Consider the following 16,604-nt stretch of genomic DNA (forward strand, 5'->3'; position numbering starts at 1 on the left):
CTTTGAACAGGCTCTTAGACCCGGCCGGCCAGGTGCGCGTCGCGGAAACGCTCCAGTTGCCGCAGCAGCGCCTCGAGTATGCCCGGCTCCCACAAAGAGTGGCCGGCGGCTTCCACCAGTTCGTAATGCGCTTGCGGCCAGGCCTGGGCCAGCCGCAGCGCGGTGGCCGGCGGGCAGACCACGTCGTAACGGCCTTGCACGATGGCGGCGGGAATGTGACGAATGCGCGCCAGCCCGGCCAGCAGCGCGCCCTCCGGCAGAAACACGCGGTTGACGAAGTAATGCGCCTCCAGCCGCGCCAGCGACAGCGCCACGTATTCGCTGCCGGCGCGTTCGGCGGCGTCGGCATTGGGGCGCAGCGCGACGCAAGCGCCCTCGTAGCGGCCCCAGGCGCGGCAGGCCGGCAGATGCACCGCCGGGTCCGGGTCGGTCAGGCGTCGATAGTAGGCGGCCAGCAGGTCGCCGCGCTCGGCTTCCGGTATCGGCGCGACGAAGCGCTGCCACTCCTCCGGGAAAAACTGGCCCATGCCGTGCAGGAACCAGTCGATCTCGCGGCGCTCGCCCAGGAAGATGCCGCGCAGGATCAGGCCGCTGACGCGTTCCGGATGCGCCTGGGCGTAAGCCAACGCCAGCGTGCTGCCCCAGGAGCCTCCGAACACCAGCCAGCGCTCGATGCCCAGCTGCTCGCGCAGCCGTTCTATGTCCACCACCAGGTGGGCGGTGCTGTTGTCGCGCAGCTCGCCGCGCGGCGAGGAGCGGCCGCTGCCGCGCTGGTCGAACAAGACCGCGCGGTAGAAGGCGGGGTCGAACAACTGACGGCAGGCCGGCACGCAGCCGTCGCCGGGCCCACCGTGCAGATAGAGCAGCGGATAGCCTTGCGGCTGGCCGCACTGCTCCCAATACATGGTATGTAAGCCGTCGAGCGCCAGCATGCCGCTGGCAAACGGTTCTATCGGCGGATACAGCATGGCCTCTCCATCATAAAGTTCGACTCCCTAACCGCGCAGCAGGCTATACAACATCTCACTCGCCATCGTCGCCATCAAGGCGGCGAACACCTGCTTCAAACGAGCCACCGGCAGCTTGTGCGCGGCGCGCGCGCCCAGCGGCGCCATCAGCACCGTCATCAGCATCAGCGCCAGCATCGCCGGCAGGTAGATAAAGCCCAGGGAGCCGGCCGGCAAGCCGGTCACGCCCCAGCCGCTGTAGAGATAGCCGACGGCGCCGGACACGGCGATGGGCCAGCCCAAGGCCGCGCTGGTGGCGATGGCGGTATGCACCGGCACATTGCACCAGCTCATATAGGGCACGCTCATCGATCCGCCGCCGATGCCGACCCAGCTGGAAATCATGCCGATCGCACCGCCGGCGCCCCACTGCCCGGCCTGGCCCGGCATTCCGCGGCTGGCTTGCGGCCGGAGGTTGAAGAACATCTGCACCGCAACCAGATAGGCGTAGCCGACGAAGAACCATTTCAGCGCCAGCCCGGAGATCGCGCCGGCGATCAGGCTGCCCAGCAAGGTGCCGACCACCATCGCCGGCGCCATCGCCCGCACAATGCGCCAGTCCACCGCACCCTTTTTGTGATGCGCGCGCACGCTGGACAGGCTGGTGAACACCATTACCGCCAGCGAGGTGCCCACCGCCAGATGCTGTGCATGGTCGCCGCCCAAATGCGCGGCGGACAAGACCCCCAGCACCACCGGCACGATGACCAAACCGCCGCCTACGCCGAGCAGGCCGGCCAGAAAACCGGCCACCGCGCCGCAGGCCAGCAGCGTCAGCAATAAGGGCAGGCTCAGCATGCCAGCAACTGTTCAGTGATGTAGCGCCATTCATCCTCGCTCAGCGGGGTGATGGACAGCCGGTTGCCGCGCTTGAGCACCGTCATCTCAGCCAGCGGCGGGTGCTGGCGCAACTCGGCTGGAGACAGCAGCCGGGTCTTGCGCAGGAAGCGTACATCCACCGCCAGCCAACGCGGCGCGTCGGACGCGGACTTGGGGTCGTAATACGGGCTTTCCGGGTCGAACTGGCTGGAGTCCGGATGCGCGGCGGCGGCGATTTCCGCCAGGCCGGCCACGCCCGGTTCCGGGCAGGACGAGTGCCAGAACAGCAGCCGGTCCCCCACTTGCATGCCGTCGCGCATGAAATTGCGCGCCTGGTAATTGCGCACGCCAGTCCACTCGAACAGGCGTTCGGGCTCGGCGGCGAGATCGTCGATAGAGGTATCGTCCGGTTCGGACTTCATCAGCCAGTAGCGCATGGGCAATGTCTGTTAATCAGTGGTGGAAAGAGTTAACGCTTGCTCAATCTTACTGGAAAGATTGCCGCTTATGCTGACATTGGCATCCCAAGGGGATATGGCGACGAAATGCGCGCACCAAGGACAAGGATGAAGATCATGAAAACCCGAGCCAAACAATGTCTGCTGGGCCTGGCGCTGGCCGCCGGCTTGAGCGCTTGCGTCGTGGAACCGCCCAGGGTGGCGCTGAGTCCGGTGGTGATCAGACCCGCCCCGGTGGTGGTGACGCCGGTTTACGGCTATTACTACGGCGGCCGCCACGATTGGCGTTGATGTCGCGCCTGCTCACATCGCTCGCAGATACAGCCAGCCGCCCAGCAAGGCCAGGTTCGCGGCCGTGCCGCACCAGAACAGCAGGCGGAACGGCTGCTTGACGGTCTTGTGACGGAACAGTCGGCGCGCGATCAAGCCGCCGGGCCAGCCGCACAAGGGGCCGAGCCACAGCAGCCGGGCCTCCGGCGTGCGCGGTCCGCCACGCTGCGCCGCTCGCTTGTCACGCCAGTACAGCGCAAAGCACAGCAGGCTCAGGGCCAGATACAGCCACACCGCTACCCACTCCAGCCGCCCCAACAGGGCCAGCACCGGCAAAACGGCCAGGAAGACGATGGCTAGCGGCATGCGGGGCTCAAAGGCAGCCGGCGCAAGCCGGATTCGGTCAATAGATAATCGAGCCGGATGTCCCAAGGCTCGCGCGGCACGCGCTCGACGCGTTGGCAGTCGTAGGCCACGCCCACCAGCAAGGGTTTGCCAAACTGGCGCGCGCGCTGACGAAAAGCCAGCGTGGTATCGTAAAAACCGCCGCCCTGCCCCATACGGTAGCCCTCGTCGTCGATGGCCAGCAGCGGCACGAGCAGCACGTCCAGCCGTTCGGCGCGCAGCGCCGGGCCGTCGTATTCGGCGATCCGGTAGCGCGGATGCAGATACCAGCGGTCCGCCGCGCCCAGGCGGCTGAACCACAGCCGGCGGCCGCGCCGCGGAATCTGCGGCAAATACACTTCCGCGCCGCGCCACAGCGCGACGCTCATCAGGATTTCCAGATCCAGCTCCGAGCCGGCGGCCAGATAGGCGCCAACACGCTTGCCGCGCTTGAGCAGCCGCGACGCATGGCGGGCGATCGCGCGCATTGCGTCCAGGCGGTAGTCGTGGCTCAAGGCCTGGCGCGCGCAACGAATCCGCCGACGCAATGCGGGCTTGTCCATGTACGAGGAATCAGTGTTCTGGGGTGCGGTAACGGCGGGAGATGCGGTCATGGCGGGAGCGGGAGCCCCCGCGAGTGTCGTTCGGGCAAAATTCGCTTGTACCCTGTTTCCAGGGAGGGCCGCCTGCCAGCCACTTCGGGCGCGTCTCCAAGAGGGGACGCGACACGCCCATGACTCACGCTAGCAGCCTGAAGCGAACGCATTGGTACAAAGGAATTGTGTGCCTTCACAAACACCGCAGGGGGTACTGACCTTGGTGTTCGCCAGCGGCGCTTAAAACAGCGCTTGCTGACTTTCGCGGAGCGCCTGGTCGGCGGCTTCGCTCATGCTGCGTATTTTACGCTGAAACGCCGCCATCTCCAAGCCCTCTCCCACTTTTGTCTTCAACAAATCGTGGGCGATGTTCAGCGCGGCCATGATGGCGATCTTGTCGGCGTCCATCACCTTGCCGTGCTGCTGGATCATTTCGATCTTGCCGGCCAGCAGGCGCACCGCCTCTTGCAGCGTTTCCTTTTCTTCCGCCGGGGTGCCGATGGTGAAAGAACGCCCCAGCAGTTCGATTTCTACCTGAGCCACGTCGCTCATTCCGCGTCCTCCGATGCCTTGGGCAGCCTCTCGACCAGAGCCGCCACCCGCGCGCGGGTTTCGTTGACTCTGAAGTTCAACTCCGCATTGTCCCGCAGCGCTTCCGACAGCGCTTCGGCAAAGCGGCCGTTTTGCGTTTCAAGCTCGCGAATGCGGGCCACCAGCGCCGTTACCCGCGACTCGAGATATTCCAGTTCCTTGTCCATGGCGGCGAGGATAGCCGGCGCTCACTTGGCCGTCAAACCCAGCCGCTGCCGTGCTGTGTCCAGCGCGAGACACAGCGCGGCGGCGCCGTCCACCAGCCGCGGGCCAGGCACCACCATGGCATCGCCCGGCAGGGCGAACAGCGCGTTGCCGGCCACCGCCGGCAAGGCCGGCCAGCGCCGCCAGCTCCGCAGGCTGGCTTCATCGCCGGCCAGGATGGCCTGCGGCCGCGTGGCCACCACGGTGGCGGCGGACACTTGCGGCGCCGGCAGCCGGACATCGCCAAACACATTGACGCCACCGCACAGGCTGATCAGCGGCCCCATGAAGCTTTGATCGCTGACGGTGAAGATGGGCATCTGACTGACTTGGTAGAACACCCGCACCGGCGCGCGCGCGCCATAGCGCTGGCGCAGATCCGCCAGCCGCTGACGGTAACTTGCCGCCGCCTTACTGGCGGCGGCGTCCACGCCGGCCAGCCGCCCCAGCGCCAGCATTTCCTTGGCCACATCGTCCGGCTGCAAGGGGTGACTGAGATAAACCGGGATGCCCAGGCTGCGCACGCGCTCCAGTTCACGCGGCGCGCCGCCGTCGCTCCAGGCCACCACCAGGTCCGGTCGCTGCCGCATCACCGCTTCCAGGCTGAAACCGGTGAAGCTGCCTACCCGCGGCAAACGCTTGGCGGCCTCTGGGTGATTGCTGTACTCGACGGTGGCCACCAACTTGTCGCCGGCGCCTATCGCATACAGCATTTCCGTGGCGTGCGGCACCAGGGTCAGAATCCTTTGCGCCGGCTGCGCCAACGTGATGGTCTGGCCGCTGCCGTCCTGGGCGCTGACCGCCGCCATCGCCGGCAGCGCGCCCAGCAACAACGCCAAAGCCAACAGCCGTTTCATGCCTCGCCTTTCAATATCAGCGGCAAACCGCAGGCCACCAGCGTCACTCGCTGACAGACCGCCGCCACCGCTTGGTTCAAACGCCCCAGCTCATCGACGAAGCATCGGGTCTGGGCATTGGCCGACACCACGCCCCAGCCGATTTCATTGCTGACCAGCAGCACCTCGCCCTGGACGCAGGTCAATGCCGCCAGCAGCGCGGCGCGTTCCTGTTCGAAACCGGCGGCGTCGAAACCGCCGTCCTCGTCGAAGAAGCGCATCAGCCACATGCCCAGGCAGTCGATCAGCAGCAGGCCGCCGGCCACGTCGTGACGCAGCAGCTCCGCCCCCAGCCCACGGCCGGCCTCCACTTGCGACCACTCGGCCGGACGCCGCTGACGATGGTGCTCGACGCGGGCGGCGAACTCGCCGTCGCCGCCGCGCAACTCCGCCGTGGCCAGATAGCAGACCGGGCCGGGATGGGCCAAGGCCAAGGTTTCGGCGTGGCGGCTCTTGCCGCTGCGCGCGCCGCCGCTGATCAGGTGGGGCATGGCTTAAAACTGATACGTCACAGCCGCCTGAAAGTTGCGGCCATTAGATGGGTACAAGGCGATATCGCCGGTCTTTGCATTAGCATTGGCATAACTTGCATAGCGCTTGTCCAGCAAATTGTTGACGCTGAAGCTCGCCGACACGTTCTTGTCGAAACGATAGTTATATTTTGCATTCAACAAGGTATAAGCCGGTAACTTTCCAGGGAAGATATTCTGTTGATCATTGTCATATACCTGCTCAGAAACATACTGAGCAGCCAATGCTAAACGATGACTGTCGGTAACTTTCCAACTGCCGGCAAGATTAGCTGTCAACTTTGGCACCATGGGAATGGTATTGCCAGCAATCCCAAATCCCGATCGGAATGTGGCTTGCGTCCAAGTCAAATTAGCATTGAGATCAACAGATGGCGACACTTTGAGCTTACCTTCCAGTTCTACCCCTTGATGACGGGTTTCTGGCAAATTAGTATTTACTCCAAATGTTCCAACAAGCTTAAGAAAAGCGATCTCATTCTTCAGATCATTCCTGAAAGCCGCAGCCTTGACATAGGCAGCCTCATTGCTCCACTCCACACCGATTTCTTTATCATGAGACTGTTGGGGCACCAACGGTCCACCACTGGTATACACAACCTCATCTGCGTTCCCAAGACGGAAACTTTGCCCCATTCGCGCATAAACAGACCATGCAGGGTCCAATTTTTGCTTAATCCCCAAAGACCACGCATGCAAGCTCGTATCAATTGTTGACAACCGTTCGCCATTATTGCTTGTTACGGTATCGTCAACCTTCTGCTGACGCCCGCCCACCAAAATACTGGTATCTCCCCACGGTTTGAATTGGCCCTCCAGAAAGTAGCCTACACGCTTCTGAGCAGCAGTACTGCCACCCTGAACCGTCATATTTCCATTCAACCAATCAGCTCCCGCTGTCAACTCATGCCGGCCCACAGGCAACACGTAACGTACCGAGCCACTAGTTTCCCCAAGGTCACGCTTGTCCGAGTAGCTATACGCGGCGTAGTAGGCAAAACTTTCCTTATTACGTCTCGCGATATCGACATATACCGTTCCCTTGCTCAATTCCTGGCTCAAAGAAACCCCACCACTCGTGGTCTGCAACGTCATGTAATCGCCAGGGTTGGTCGTAGCCGTTGGATTATTTGCCAAGGGATCCAAACCCTTGCTTGAATTAGCCAGTAAATATCCCGGCAGACGCAGTCCCTGGCTCGCCGTTTTCGCAAACAGCTTGATATCGCCACTGGCGCGCTTCAACGTCAGCGTAACGCCGCCATTGTCGTTACGCTCAGCATTATTTTGTCGGTAATTGTCCGCTTTCAGCGACTGAACATAACCATCAAAAGCAACAAACTGGTTGGCAGCCTGCAGATTGGCATCCAATTGCTGCAGATCATAGCTCCCACCAGTCAGAGTTACACGGCCACTCAGGCCCTGCCCTACCCCTGATCGGGTGATAATATTGATTACCCCCCCGGTGGCGCCCCCACCGTAAGCCACTCCACCCACACCACGAACGATTTCGATTCGTTCAATACTTGCCAGCGCTACAGAGCCAAGATTGACCGCAGCCAGGTCATTGGTGTTTTGGCGCACCCCGTCAACCAAGATCAACGTATTGCTGCTAGCTGTCACCCCAAACCCGCGTAGATCTACCACAGAGGAAGCATTCGAACCGCTGCTGTTAAAAACATGGATGCCAGCATACTCAGATAGAACCTCCTGCACTGTGCGAGCCGTGCTATTGGCAATATCGGAGCTAGTCACCACCGTAACATTGGCCGGCACATCTGCGACCTTTTGTGGTACGCGGCCCGCCGTCACAATCACCGGATCACCGGCAAACTCGGGGACATTGGCGGCATAGGCCTGGCCGGCGCAAGCCAGCGAAACCAGCAGCGCGCATTGTTGGGGCTTGAACATGAAACACACTCCACTTTTATGATCTGGCCGCCGCGGCGGCATATTCAGGAAGAGTGCGAAGAAGGCATGAAAAGGGGGACGCCGCGGCAGAGCGCCGGGCCGTCTGTCGGATCGCCTCCCCGCGATACTCCAGTGCGGCCGCCTTCCGGGCGGCCCTGAACGCGCGCGTCATCCTGCGTGGGAGCGCGCGTCGGCAGGCCGGTCTCCGGGCTCAGCCATGCGGCGATGCGCCTTCCCATCCAATGGACAGTGGCGCTTGCATCGCCAGGACGTTTCGCGCTGCTTCAATGATTCGCCAATCAAGCACGGCTCAATCAAACAGCTTCACACGTCAGGCCTTACCGTTGCGGGGGCAGCGCCGGTCTTGCACCGGCTTCCCGTTTCATCCACGCCATTGAGACGCGGACACCTGCTAGGCTCCGGATTATACCGGAGTCCATCCCGGCGGAATGGCGCCAAAAGAAATATGTTTAGTTAGGATCAAATCACCCACGGCACGCGGGTTGCCCCCGTGCCGGGCTATCGCTTAAAGTCGCCGCTGTATCAAAACCTCATTCAGGCTGGAGCTGGCCACCTCATGACACAGACCGACACCTTCCGCTCTCCCGATTCCGCCGCCTACCAGGCCGCCCGCGCGCGCCAGGCCACGCTGACCAAGCCGGCCGGCAGCCTCGGCCGGCTGGAGGAGCTGGCCTGCCGCTTCGCCGCCTGGCAGGGCAAGACCTGCCCGGACGCGCTGCGGCCGGCGATCACGGTTTTCGCCGGCGACCATGGCGTCACCGCCGAAGGCGTTTCCGCCTATCCCTCGGTGGTGACCGGCGAGATGGTGCGCAACTTCGCCAACGGCGGTGCCGCCATCTGCGTGCTGGCGCAAAGCCTGGGCGCGCGGCTGGAGGTGGTGGACGCCGGCGTGCTCAGCGATGTCTCGGCGCTGCCCATCGTCCATGCCAAAGTGCGGGCCGGCACCGGTAATCTGGCCAGGGAGGCCGCGATGACGCCGGCACAGGCCGAAGCCGCGCTGGAAGTGGGCCGGCAGGCCGCGCGCCGGGCTCTGGCCAGCGGCGCCAACCTGCTGATCGCCGGCGACATGGGCATAGGCAATACCACCGCGTCCGCGGCGCTGATCTGCCGACTGGCCCAATTGCCGCCGGAACGCATTGTCGGCCGCGGCACAGGGCTGGACGAGGCCGGACTGGAAATCAAACGCCGGGTGGTGCGCACCGCGCTGGCCCGCGTCGCCGAGCGTCAACTGTCGGCGCTGGAAACGCTGACCGAGCTGGGCGGCCTGGAAATCGCCGCCATGGCCGGCTTTTATCTGGAGAGCGCCCAGCACGGCGTGCCGGTGCTGGTGGACGGTTTCATTTCCAGCGCCGCCGCGCTGTGCGCCCATGCGCTGGAGCCGCGGCTGGGCGATTGGCTGCTGGCCAGCCACCGCTCGGAGGAAACCGGTCACTTGCTGGCCTTGCACGCCTTGAAGCTGGAACCGGTGCTGGACCTGGGCATGCACCTGGGCGAAGGCTCCGGCGCCGCGCTGTGCGTGCCGCTGCTGCAGATGGCCATCCACCTGCACAATGAGATGGCGACCTTCGCCGAGGCCGGCGTCACCGGTAAGGCGGAATGAACCCGTATACGCTCACACTGCTGCGCCATGGGGAGATCGACCATGCCGGCCGGCTGATAGGCAGCGGCGATCTGCCGCTGAACGCCTTGGGGCAAGCGCAGATGGCGCAGAGTTGGCAGCGCATTTGCTCGCTGGCCCCAGTCACCGCGATCGCCAGTTCGCCCTTGCAGCGCTGCCGAGAGTTCGCGGTGCAGCATGCCTTGCACGGCTCGCTGACACTGAAGGTGGACCCGCGCTTCGCCGAGATGGACTTTGGCGATTGGGACGGCATGGCGGTGCAGGTGCTGGCGCAGCATTACCCGGACTGGCGCGCCAAGCTGGCAGCCGGAGAACTGACGCCGCCGGGCGGCGAAGCCTATCAAGGCTTCCGCACCCGGGTATTGGCCGGCCTGGCCGAGTGGATGACCACGGCCAGCGGCAGCCACCGGGTGCTGGTCACCCACGGAGGCGTGATCACCACCTTGCTGGCGGAACTGCTGGGCACCGATTTCTCGGTGGCCAAGCTGATGACGGTGCAACGCGGCGGCTTTGCCCAACTATCCATCCTGGAAGGGCATCCGGCCTACCTGATGCGTTTGGAGGCGCCGTGCGCGGATTGATCCTGGCGCTGCAGTTCCTGACCCGCCTGCCCACGCCGCAGTTGCGCGAATTCAAGCCGGAATGGCTAGCCGACAGCGCGCGCTGGTTCGCCGCGGTGGGCTTGATCGTCGGCGCGCTGTTGCTGGCGGCGCTGGCGCTGGGCCGCGGCAGCGATCCCTGGCTGGCCGCGCTGCTGGCGCTGCTGATGTGGACCTGGGTCACCGGCGGCCTGCATCTGGACGGCTTGGGCGACCTGGCCGACGCGCTGGGCGCCGCGCACCGCTCGCGCGAGCGTTTCTTCGAAGTGCTGAAAGATCCTCATGTAGGCAGCTTCGGCGCGCTGGCGCTGATCCTGGCCGTTACCTCCAAACTGGTGCTGCTGATGCTGCTGGCCAAGCAGCCGGCGCTGCCCTGGGGCCTGTTGCTGATCCCCGCCTGGTGCCGTTGCTTCGCGCTGTATTGGTCGGCCAGCTTGCCGGCGATCGCGCCCGGCAGCGGCGAACGCTTCGCCTGGCGCCGCCACTGGCCCAGCCTGGCCGTCAACACCGTGCTGCTGGCGGCGCTGTCCGCCTGGCTGGCTCCGACATTGTTGCTGGCGCCATTGGCGGCGCTGGCCTGGCGCTTCTTTCTGCTTCGTAAGCTGGGCGGCATGACCGGAGACTGCCTGGGCGCGGGCATAGAGTTGTGCGAAATCGGCCTCATGCTGCTGTTGGTGGTCCGCTGGCCGGCTTTCTAGCGGCACTGCAACGATTCCGCCATTTCTCCGTCATCCGGCGGTGATGCGACGCGGGAATACTGGCGGCGTCGTCTTCGCATGGAGCCGCCATGGCCCACCTGGAAATCAGCTGTGAACGCGACCGGCTGGACCGCGGCATGATACTGGGCTTCCTGAGCCAGACCCACTGGGCGCAAGGCTTGACGCCGACGCAGCTGGACAAGGCCATCGCGCACTCGCTGGTGTTCGGCGCCTACCGCGGGCAGCGGCAGTTGGGCTTTGCCCGCATCGTCACCGACTACGTCAGCTTCGCCTATCTATCCGATGTATTCGTGCTGGCCGAGGCCCGCCGCCTCGGCGTCGGCCGCGCGCTGATGGACGCGGCGCTGGCCCACCCCGAACTACAGCAGCTGCGGCGCTTTCTGCTGGTATCGCGCGATGCGCGCCCCTTCTATCGCCGGCTGGGCTTCGCCGAACTGCGCGACGGCGAGCGCTATATGGAGCTGCGCCGCGAGCCGGCGGCCTTGCCGGCGCGCGCCTGGTCCTGGTTCCGCGCAAATAAAAACGCTGCTTGATGAGAGCGGCGTTCTTGCAGGCAGCAACGATTTAAAACGTGCCGGCCAGCTTCTTGTTGCGCATCAGGCACAGCATGTCACAGGCCAGATGCGCGGCGGCGATGGCGGTCACTTCGCTGTTATCGTAAGCGGGCGCCACTTCCACCACATCCATGCCGACAATGTTCAAATCGCCAAGATTGCGCACGATCTTCAATGCCTGGGCGCTGCTGAGGCCGCCCGGAACCGGGGTGCCGGTGCCAGGCGCGAAAGCCGGATCCAGACAGTCGATGTCGAAGGTCAGATAGACCGGGCTATCCCCTATCACTTCCTTGATGCGCGCGATGGTAGCATCCACGCCATTGTCATGCACCCAGGGCGCGTCCAGCACATTCATGCCCATGAAGTCGTCGTTCCAGGTGCGGATGCCCACTTGCACCGACTTCTTGGGATCGACCAGACCATCCTTCACCGCCTTGTAGAACATGGTGCCGTGGTTCAGGCTGTCCGGCTCGTCGTCCGGCCAGGTGTCGCAGTGGGCGTCGAAGTGCAGCAGCGCCAGCGGCTTGCCGTATTTCTCGGCGTGCGCGATCAGCAGCGGGTAGGTGATGAAATGATCGCCGCCAAAGGTCAGCATCTTGGCGCCGGACGCCAGGATAACGCGCGCGTGCTCGACGATGGAGGGCTTGATGGTCAGCGGATTGTGCGCGTCGAACCAGCAATCGCCATAGTCGATCACCGCCAGGTCGTCGAAGGGATTGAAGCCCCAGGGGAAGGGAGGCAGCTCGGCCAGCTGTACGCTGGCGGCGCGGATCGCCTGCGGACCCAGCCGCGCGCCGGAGCGGAAGGTGGTGGACAGATCCAGCGGAATGCCGGATACCACCACGTCTGCGCCGCTCAGGTCTCGGCTGTAGTTGCGGCGCATGAAGGACAGCACGCCGGCATAGGTGTTTTCAATGGAGGAGCCGTACAAGCCCTGACGGCGGATCGCGCCGTCGCCGTAAATGGTTTCGCTCATGAATACTCTCCGTGAGAGAGTACGCCGGACTCAGGCGTTCCGACGATTACCGTCCATCTTGCACAGCCGACGGCTTGAGGCTGCCGCCCCCCTTGGGGCGTAAGCCCGGAGTTTGTCGCGATGCGCGCGGGCGCACAAGAGCCAATCGAATCAATGGCTTTCCAGCTGGATGCGCCACAGCCGGAAACGCAGCCTCACGTCGTACCAGACCGGCCTCAAGCCCAGCAGAAACAAGAGCAGCGCCAGCGGCAGGGTAAAGCTATATCCCATGTGCTTGAAGCCCAGCGCGCCAACCACGCCACCACCGAAAAACGACAGCAGGATCAGCAGATAGGTGCGCAATTTGGCCCGGTTGGCGCGCACATCCTTAACCTTGGGCATGCTTTCCCGGCCGTAGTAGCTGAGCTTGGCCAGTTCGATGCCAATGTCGGTGGCGATGCCGGTCATGTGGGTACTGCGCAACAGCCCGCCGGACAGCTTGGTGACGATGGTATTGTGCATGCCCATGATGAAACACAGCAGCATCACCGTCAGCGGAGTGAAAAAGCCCTTGTGCAGCGACAAGCCGGCGCCCAGCAGGCCGAACAACAACAACAGGCCGGCCTCTTCCATCATCGATACGCCGTAGCCGCCGCGCAGCCGCTGCCGACGCGCCCACAGGATCAACCAGGAACTGTGCATCGCACCGGCGATAAAGCACAGCAGCATCACCAGCAGGGACAGGCCCAGCGTCACCTCGCCCAGCGCGAACTCGTCGGCCATGCCGGAGATGATGCCGGACATATGCGAGGTGTAGCGATGCACGGCGAGAAAGCCGCCGGCATTGAGCGCGCCTGCGATAAAGGCCATTGACCACCCCAACTGCCGCAAAATGCGGTCATTGAAGCGGCCCCGGTCCAATAGCCGGGTGATGCTGGTTCTTCTGAACATATCCTGCTGACGAAATGAACAACGGCGACCAGAGGCCGCCGTCATCGGGGAAATGAAGACACTGCGCCTGCGCCCTTGGCGCGGGCGATGCCTGATAGTGCATCTCCGCGCCGCGGCTGGCAAGCAGTCAGATCAAGAAGCCGGCCTCAGGCGCAGGATTTCAGCCCGATTCCCGGCGTCAGCCGCTTTTGCAGGGACTTGAGCTTGTCCGCCTGCTGCGCGTCCAGCGTCTTGAAGCTCAGCGTGGTCTTGCTCGTCTTCTGCCCCTTCTGCTGCACCAGCGCCTTGTCGTAGCCCGCCGCCTTCAAACGCGCGGCCAAGGCCTTGGCCGCGTCTTCCTTGCCAAACAGCCCCAGCGACAAATGGCCCTTGAAATCGTCATTCTTGACGATGTAGTTGTCGAAGCCCTTGCCCTTCAGCTCCGACGACAGGGTCGAGGTTTCCGCCTGAGTCGCCAGTGGCGGGTAATACACCCAGAAGCGACCGCTAGCGGCGGCTTCTTCCTTGCTGGCTTCGCTCAGCTGGCCGGCCTTGAGCTTGAGCTGCGGCACCCCGCCTTTGACCCGGGACAGCAACTTGTCGTCCAGCGGCCCCCATTGCAGGCAGACCGCGGCAGCTTCCGCAGCCTTCACCGGCTCGGGCTTGGCCTCGGATTTGAGCTCCGGCTTGGCAGCGGCCGGCTTGGCCTCGACCTTGGCCAATGCTTTAGGCGCCGACGCTTCCGCCGTCTTGGGCTTGGCGGCAACAAGCTTGTCAGCCTTGGGCGCGGAAGATTCGCGCAGCGGCTCCGCCGCCGGAGCGGACGCGACCGGCGCGGAAGCCGCATTCGGCTTCCAGTTCACGGGCAGCAACTTGACCAGCTCCGGGCTCACTTCCTGCGCCCGCACGTCAACCGGCGGACGCTGCTTGAACGAGCCATACATCGCCACCAGCAGATTCAGCACCACAACCAAGGCTAGGAACCACTTCATTTTTCGTCGGCCACCCTTAACAGACCCAATAACACCAGATTATCCACGATCTCGACCGGCCCGGCGAGCCAAGGCGCCAAGCGCGCGGCATCACCTCCGGTCAACAGCACCCGCACCGAAGCGCGGCCGGTATGCATCTGCAACTGCCTGCGCTGGGACTCCACCGCACCGGTCAGCGCGTATACCGCGCCACTGGCCAGCGCATCCTCGGTACCCTGCGGAAACGGCGTCACCACGCCGGCGGGACGGTCCAGATTAGCGGTATTGCGCGCCAGGCTGCTCAGCATCAGGTTCAGTCCGGGCAAAATCAGCCCGCCCAGATAATCGCCTTCGGCGGTCAATGCCTCCACGGTCAAGGCGGTCCCGGCACAAGCGACGATCACATCGTCCTGATGCAGCTGCCGCGCGGCCAACACCGCCAGCCAGCGATCCGCCCCCTGCTCGGCCGGATTACGATATTGGTTGCGCACATCGCCAAAATCCGACTCTGCCCGCACCCACTGCAATCGGCAGGGCGCGGCCGCTTCCAAGCCGCGCGCCACATCGGCACGCGCCACCGACGCGCCCCAGGCGGCCGTGATCGGCCATTGTCGCCAGACTTCAGCCAGGCTGGCGATGTCGCCGTGCTCCACCGCGCCCTGGGCCAGCCAGCCACGGCCATCATGCACCGCCCATTTGACCCGGCTATTACCGGCATCGATCAACAGCTTCATGCCAGCTTCCTCAAGCTCACTTCACCGGCGTGATAGATTTTCATGCCCTCCGTGGTCTCCACCATCAGCGCGCCGCTGTCGGCCACGCCGCGCGCCACGCCTTCCACTGGCTCGCCATGGGAGAAACGCAAGCACACCGGCGCATCCTGATGCGCCGACAAACCCATCCACTCCTCGCGCAGCGGCACAAAGCCATTGCGGTCGAAATTGCCCAACACCAGATGCAATTCGTTCAACAATTCGGCCAGCAGCGCGCTGCGCGTCAACTGAACGCCGGCATCCGCCAGACAGGCCACAGGCTGATCCACATCGCCCGGCTCGCTCACATTCATGCCGATGCCGATCACCACTGCCGTGGGGCCGAGCGCGTCGCCGGACAATTCGATCAGAATGCCCGCCAACTTGCGCTCGTTCAACAACACATCATTCGGCCACTTCAAGGCCACCGGAGCGCCAAGCCGGCGCAGCGCGCGCGCCAAGGCCACCCCCACCGCCAGCGACAAGCCGGCCAGTTGGGACAGGCCACGCTCGAAACGCCACAACAGCGAGAAAGTCAGGCCCGACCCCAAACGCGCCTGCCAACGCCGACCCAGCCGGCCACGGCCCGAGGTCTGCAACTCCGTCGCCAGCACCAGGCCATGCAGGCCACCGCTGGCGGCGCGCGCCAGCAACTGGGTATTGGTGGAATCCGTGCGCTCCGCCACCGCCAGTGTGAAGGTGTCCGCCGCCGCCTCATCCAGACCGTTGCGGATATCCGCCACATCCAGCCACTGAAACGGTGTTTCCAGCCGGTAACCCTGACCACGCACGCTGAACACGGTGACGCCCAGATCCTGCTGAATGGAATGCACCGCCTGCCAGACCAGAGTGCGGGAACAATCCAACTCTCTGGCGATGTCTTCGCCGGAATGAAAACGACCATCGGCGAGACGGCGCAGCACGGCGAATGCGTGTTCGCTCACTGCTTGGCCTCGTTGGCCCGTATCTTGTGCAAGGTGGCGGTGGTCGACGTATCGAACAGAAAGGGAATGGAATGCACCGCGCCACCGCGCGCCAGGGTTTCGGCGCTGCCGACGATCTTGTCCGGCGTCCAGTCGCCTCCCTTGACCAATACATCGGGTCGCACTTGCTCAATCAATTGCGCCGGAGTGTCTTCGTCAAAACAGATCACCAGGCTGACGCTTTCCAAAGCGGCCAATACCGCCGCGCGGTTATCCTGATGATTGATGGGGCGATCATCCCCCTTGCCCAGGCGACGTACCGACGCATCGGTATTCAAGCCCAGCACCAGGCTGGCGCCCAAGGCACGCGCTTGCGCCAGATAGGTCACATGGCCGCGATGCAAGATATCGAAACAACCATTGGTGAACACGATGGGCCGCGGCAAGGCCGCCAGCTTGTCCGCCAGTTGTTCCTGGGTACAGATTTTATTTTCGAACGACGGTGTCGGATAAGACATCGGACTCCTTCAAACTTGGCAATAGCCCCAGGCGCCGCCTACCAGCAGCGGCCCCGGGCATCAAGTTGCGAAGGATACCACAGCGCCCGGCCCTTGCCCGCAAGCACCGGCGATCCGACGCCCCGAACGCAACAAAGCCTCCCCGAGGGGAGGCTTCCGTGTCGGCGTTTCCACCGCGCCAATGCATAAAGCCCAGCTCGTGTGAGCTGGGCTTTGCAATGGGGCGTCTGGCGGTGTCCTACTTTCACATGGCGAATGCCACACTATCATCGGCGCTAAGGCGTTTCACGGTCCTGTTCGGGATGGGAAGGCGTGGGACCACCTCGCTATGGCCACCAGACATAAACTGATACAAACTTGAAGAAGCCTAGGTTGATACTC

General features: G+C 63.9%; 21 protein-coding genes, 1 rRNA gene and 1 riboswitch. Of the genes, 5 read left to right on the forward strand and 17 right to left on the reverse strand.

From position 1 onward, the window contains the following. Positions 1–14: 14 nt before the first annotated feature. From pip to VI26_RS11970, 3 genes are read right to left on the reverse strand one after another with little or no spacing between them, the layout of a single operon-like run. Positions 15–968 carry a prolyl aminopeptidase gene (gene pip / locus VI26_RS11960; RefSeq protein ID WP_048409983.1) on the reverse strand — a complete coding sequence of 318 codons (954 nt, stop codon included), beginning with the start codon at positions 966–968 and terminating at the stop codon, positions 15–17. A 27-nt stretch (positions 969–995) separates the two neighbouring features. Then, entirely contained in the window at positions 996–1,805 is an 810-nt protein-coding gene (locus VI26_RS11965) for a sulfite exporter TauE/SafE family protein (protein ID WP_048409984.1), read from the reverse strand. After that, the gene (locus VI26_RS11970; protein ID WP_048409985.1) at positions 1,799–2,263 is read right to left on the reverse strand and encodes an EVE domain-containing protein; all 465 of its coding nucleotides are present in this window, start codon (positions 2,261–2,263) and stop codon (positions 1,799–1,801) included. Before VI26_RS11970 ends, VI26_RS11965 begins: the two co-directional genes overlap by 7 nt. A gap of 138 nt (positions 2,264–2,401) precedes the next feature. On the opposite strand from VI26_RS11970, the gene VI26_RS24810 reads away from it, so the two are divergent. Further along, on the forward strand, positions 2,402–2,575 hold the full coding sequence (locus VI26_RS24810) for a hypothetical protein (protein WP_197081449.1): 174 nt from the start codon (positions 2,402–2,404) through the stop codon (positions 2,573–2,575). 12 nt (positions 2,576–2,587) lie between these two features. Here the strand turns inward: VI26_RS24810 and VI26_RS11980 are convergent, their stop codons facing one another. The 7 genes from VI26_RS11980 to VI26_RS12010 form a co-directional block, all read right to left on the reverse strand. Next, positions 2,588–2,920 (reverse strand): DUF1294 domain-containing protein, encoded by a 333-nt coding sequence (locus VI26_RS11980; protein ID WP_048409987.1) that lies wholly within the window; start codon positions 2,918–2,920, stop codon positions 2,588–2,590. Next, positions 2,911–3,501 (reverse strand): 5-formyltetrahydrofolate cyclo-ligase, encoded by a 591-nt coding sequence (locus VI26_RS11985; RefSeq protein WP_048409988.1) that lies wholly within the window; start codon positions 3,499–3,501, stop codon positions 2,911–2,913. The genes VI26_RS11980 and VI26_RS11985 overlap by 10 nt, the downstream gene beginning before the upstream one ends. Before the next feature lie 273 nt (positions 3,502–3,774). Beyond that, entirely contained in the window at positions 3,775–4,086 is a 312-nt protein-coding gene (locus tag VI26_RS11990) for a cell division protein ZapA (RefSeq protein WP_019101793.1), read from the reverse strand. Next, entirely contained in the window at positions 4,083–4,292 is a 210-nt protein-coding gene (locus VI26_RS11995; RefSeq protein ID WP_048409989.1) for a hypothetical protein, read from the reverse strand. The genes VI26_RS11990 and VI26_RS11995 overlap by 4 nt, the downstream gene beginning before the upstream one ends. Before the next feature lie 21 nt (positions 4,293–4,313). After that, positions 4,314–5,186 (reverse strand): cobalamin-binding protein, encoded by an 873-nt coding sequence (locus VI26_RS12000; protein ID WP_048409990.1) that lies wholly within the window; start codon positions 5,184–5,186, stop codon positions 4,314–4,316. Further along, complete coding sequence (gene cobU, locus VI26_RS12005; protein WP_048409991.1) at positions 5,183–5,716, reverse strand: bifunctional adenosylcobinamide kinase/adenosylcobinamide-phosphate guanylyltransferase; 534 nt, start codon at positions 5,714–5,716, stop codon at positions 5,183–5,185. The genes VI26_RS12000 and cobU overlap by 4 nt, the downstream gene beginning before the upstream one ends. A 3-nt stretch (positions 5,717–5,719) precedes the next feature. Next, a complete protein-coding gene (locus VI26_RS12010; RefSeq protein WP_048409992.1) occupies positions 5,720–7,663 on the reverse strand; it encodes a TonB-dependent receptor in 1,944 nt (647 codons plus the stop codon). A gap of 178 nt (positions 7,664–7,841) precedes the next feature. Next, a riboswitch (cobalamin riboswitch) is annotated at positions 7,842–8,091 on the reverse strand. A gap of 149 nt (positions 8,092–8,240) precedes the next feature. On the opposite strand from VI26_RS12010, the gene cobT reads away from it, so the two are divergent. The 4 genes from cobT to VI26_RS12030 all read left to right on the forward strand — a co-directional run bounded on the left by cobT (position 8,241) and on the right by VI26_RS12030 (position 11,153). Next, complete coding sequence (gene cobT / locus VI26_RS12015; protein ID WP_048409993.1) at positions 8,241–9,284, forward strand: nicotinate-nucleotide--dimethylbenzimidazole phosphoribosyltransferase; 1,044 nt, start codon at positions 8,241–8,243, stop codon at positions 9,282–9,284. Then, positions 9,281–9,883, forward strand: coding sequence for a histidine phosphatase family protein (locus tag VI26_RS12020; RefSeq protein ID WP_048409994.1), 603 nt, complete (start codon positions 9,281–9,283; stop codon positions 9,881–9,883). The genes cobT and VI26_RS12020 overlap by 4 nt, the downstream gene beginning before the upstream one ends. Beyond that, positions 9,871–10,599 (forward strand): adenosylcobinamide-GDP ribazoletransferase, encoded by a 729-nt coding sequence (locus VI26_RS12025; protein WP_048409995.1) that lies wholly within the window; start codon positions 9,871–9,873, stop codon positions 10,597–10,599. Before VI26_RS12020 ends, VI26_RS12025 begins: the two co-directional genes overlap by 13 nt. 89 nt (positions 10,600–10,688) lie before the next feature. After that, positions 10,689–11,153 carry a GNAT family N-acetyltransferase gene (locus VI26_RS12030; RefSeq protein ID WP_048409996.1) on the forward strand — a complete coding sequence of 155 codons (465 nt, stop codon included), beginning with the start codon at positions 10,689–10,691 and terminating at the stop codon, positions 11,151–11,153. Between the two features lie 31 nt (positions 11,154–11,184). On the opposite strand, the gene speB is transcribed toward VI26_RS12030, so the two are convergent. The 7 genes from speB to rrf all read right to left on the reverse strand — a co-directional run bounded on the left by speB (position 11,185) and on the right by rrf (position 16,563). Further along, positions 11,185–12,150 (reverse strand): agmatinase, encoded by a 966-nt coding sequence (gene speB / locus VI26_RS12035; protein ID WP_048409997.1) that lies wholly within the window; start codon positions 12,148–12,150, stop codon positions 11,185–11,187. 150 nt (positions 12,151–12,300) lie between these two features. Beyond that, positions 12,301–12,999, reverse strand: a complete 699-nt coding sequence (locus VI26_RS12040; RefSeq protein WP_231461071.1) for a YoaK family protein — start codon at positions 12,997–12,999, stop codon at positions 12,301–12,303. A gap of 227 nt (positions 13,000–13,226) precedes the next feature. After that, positions 13,227–14,051 (reverse strand): SPOR domain-containing protein, encoded by an 825-nt coding sequence (locus VI26_RS12045; protein WP_048409998.1) that lies wholly within the window; start codon positions 14,049–14,051, stop codon positions 13,227–13,229. Then, a complete protein-coding gene (locus VI26_RS12050) occupies positions 14,048–14,764 on the reverse strand; it encodes a type III pantothenate kinase (RefSeq protein ID WP_048409999.1) in 717 nt (238 codons plus the stop codon). Before VI26_RS12050 ends, VI26_RS12045 begins: the two co-directional genes overlap by 4 nt. Then, complete coding sequence (locus VI26_RS12055) at positions 14,761–15,726, reverse strand: biotin--[acetyl-CoA-carboxylase] ligase (protein ID WP_048410000.1); 966 nt, start codon at positions 15,724–15,726, stop codon at positions 14,761–14,763. Before VI26_RS12055 ends, VI26_RS12050 begins: the two co-directional genes overlap by 4 nt. Then, positions 15,723–16,223 carry a D-glycero-beta-D-manno-heptose 1-phosphate adenylyltransferase gene (rfaE2, locus tag VI26_RS12060; RefSeq protein WP_048410001.1) on the reverse strand — a complete coding sequence of 167 codons (501 nt, stop codon included), beginning with the start codon at positions 16,221–16,223 and terminating at the stop codon, positions 15,723–15,725. Before rfaE2 ends, VI26_RS12055 begins: the two co-directional genes overlap by 4 nt. 225 nt (positions 16,224–16,448) lie before the next feature. After that, positions 16,449–16,563, reverse strand: a 5S ribosomal RNA gene (gene rrf / locus VI26_RS12065). Between the last annotated feature and the right edge of the window lie 41 nt (positions 16,564–16,604).

The sequence above is a fragment of the Chromobacterium sp. LK1 genome (genome assembly GCF_001043555.1).
GTDB lineage: Bacteria > Pseudomonadota > Gammaproteobacteria > Burkholderiales > Chromobacteriaceae > Chromobacterium > Chromobacterium aquaticum.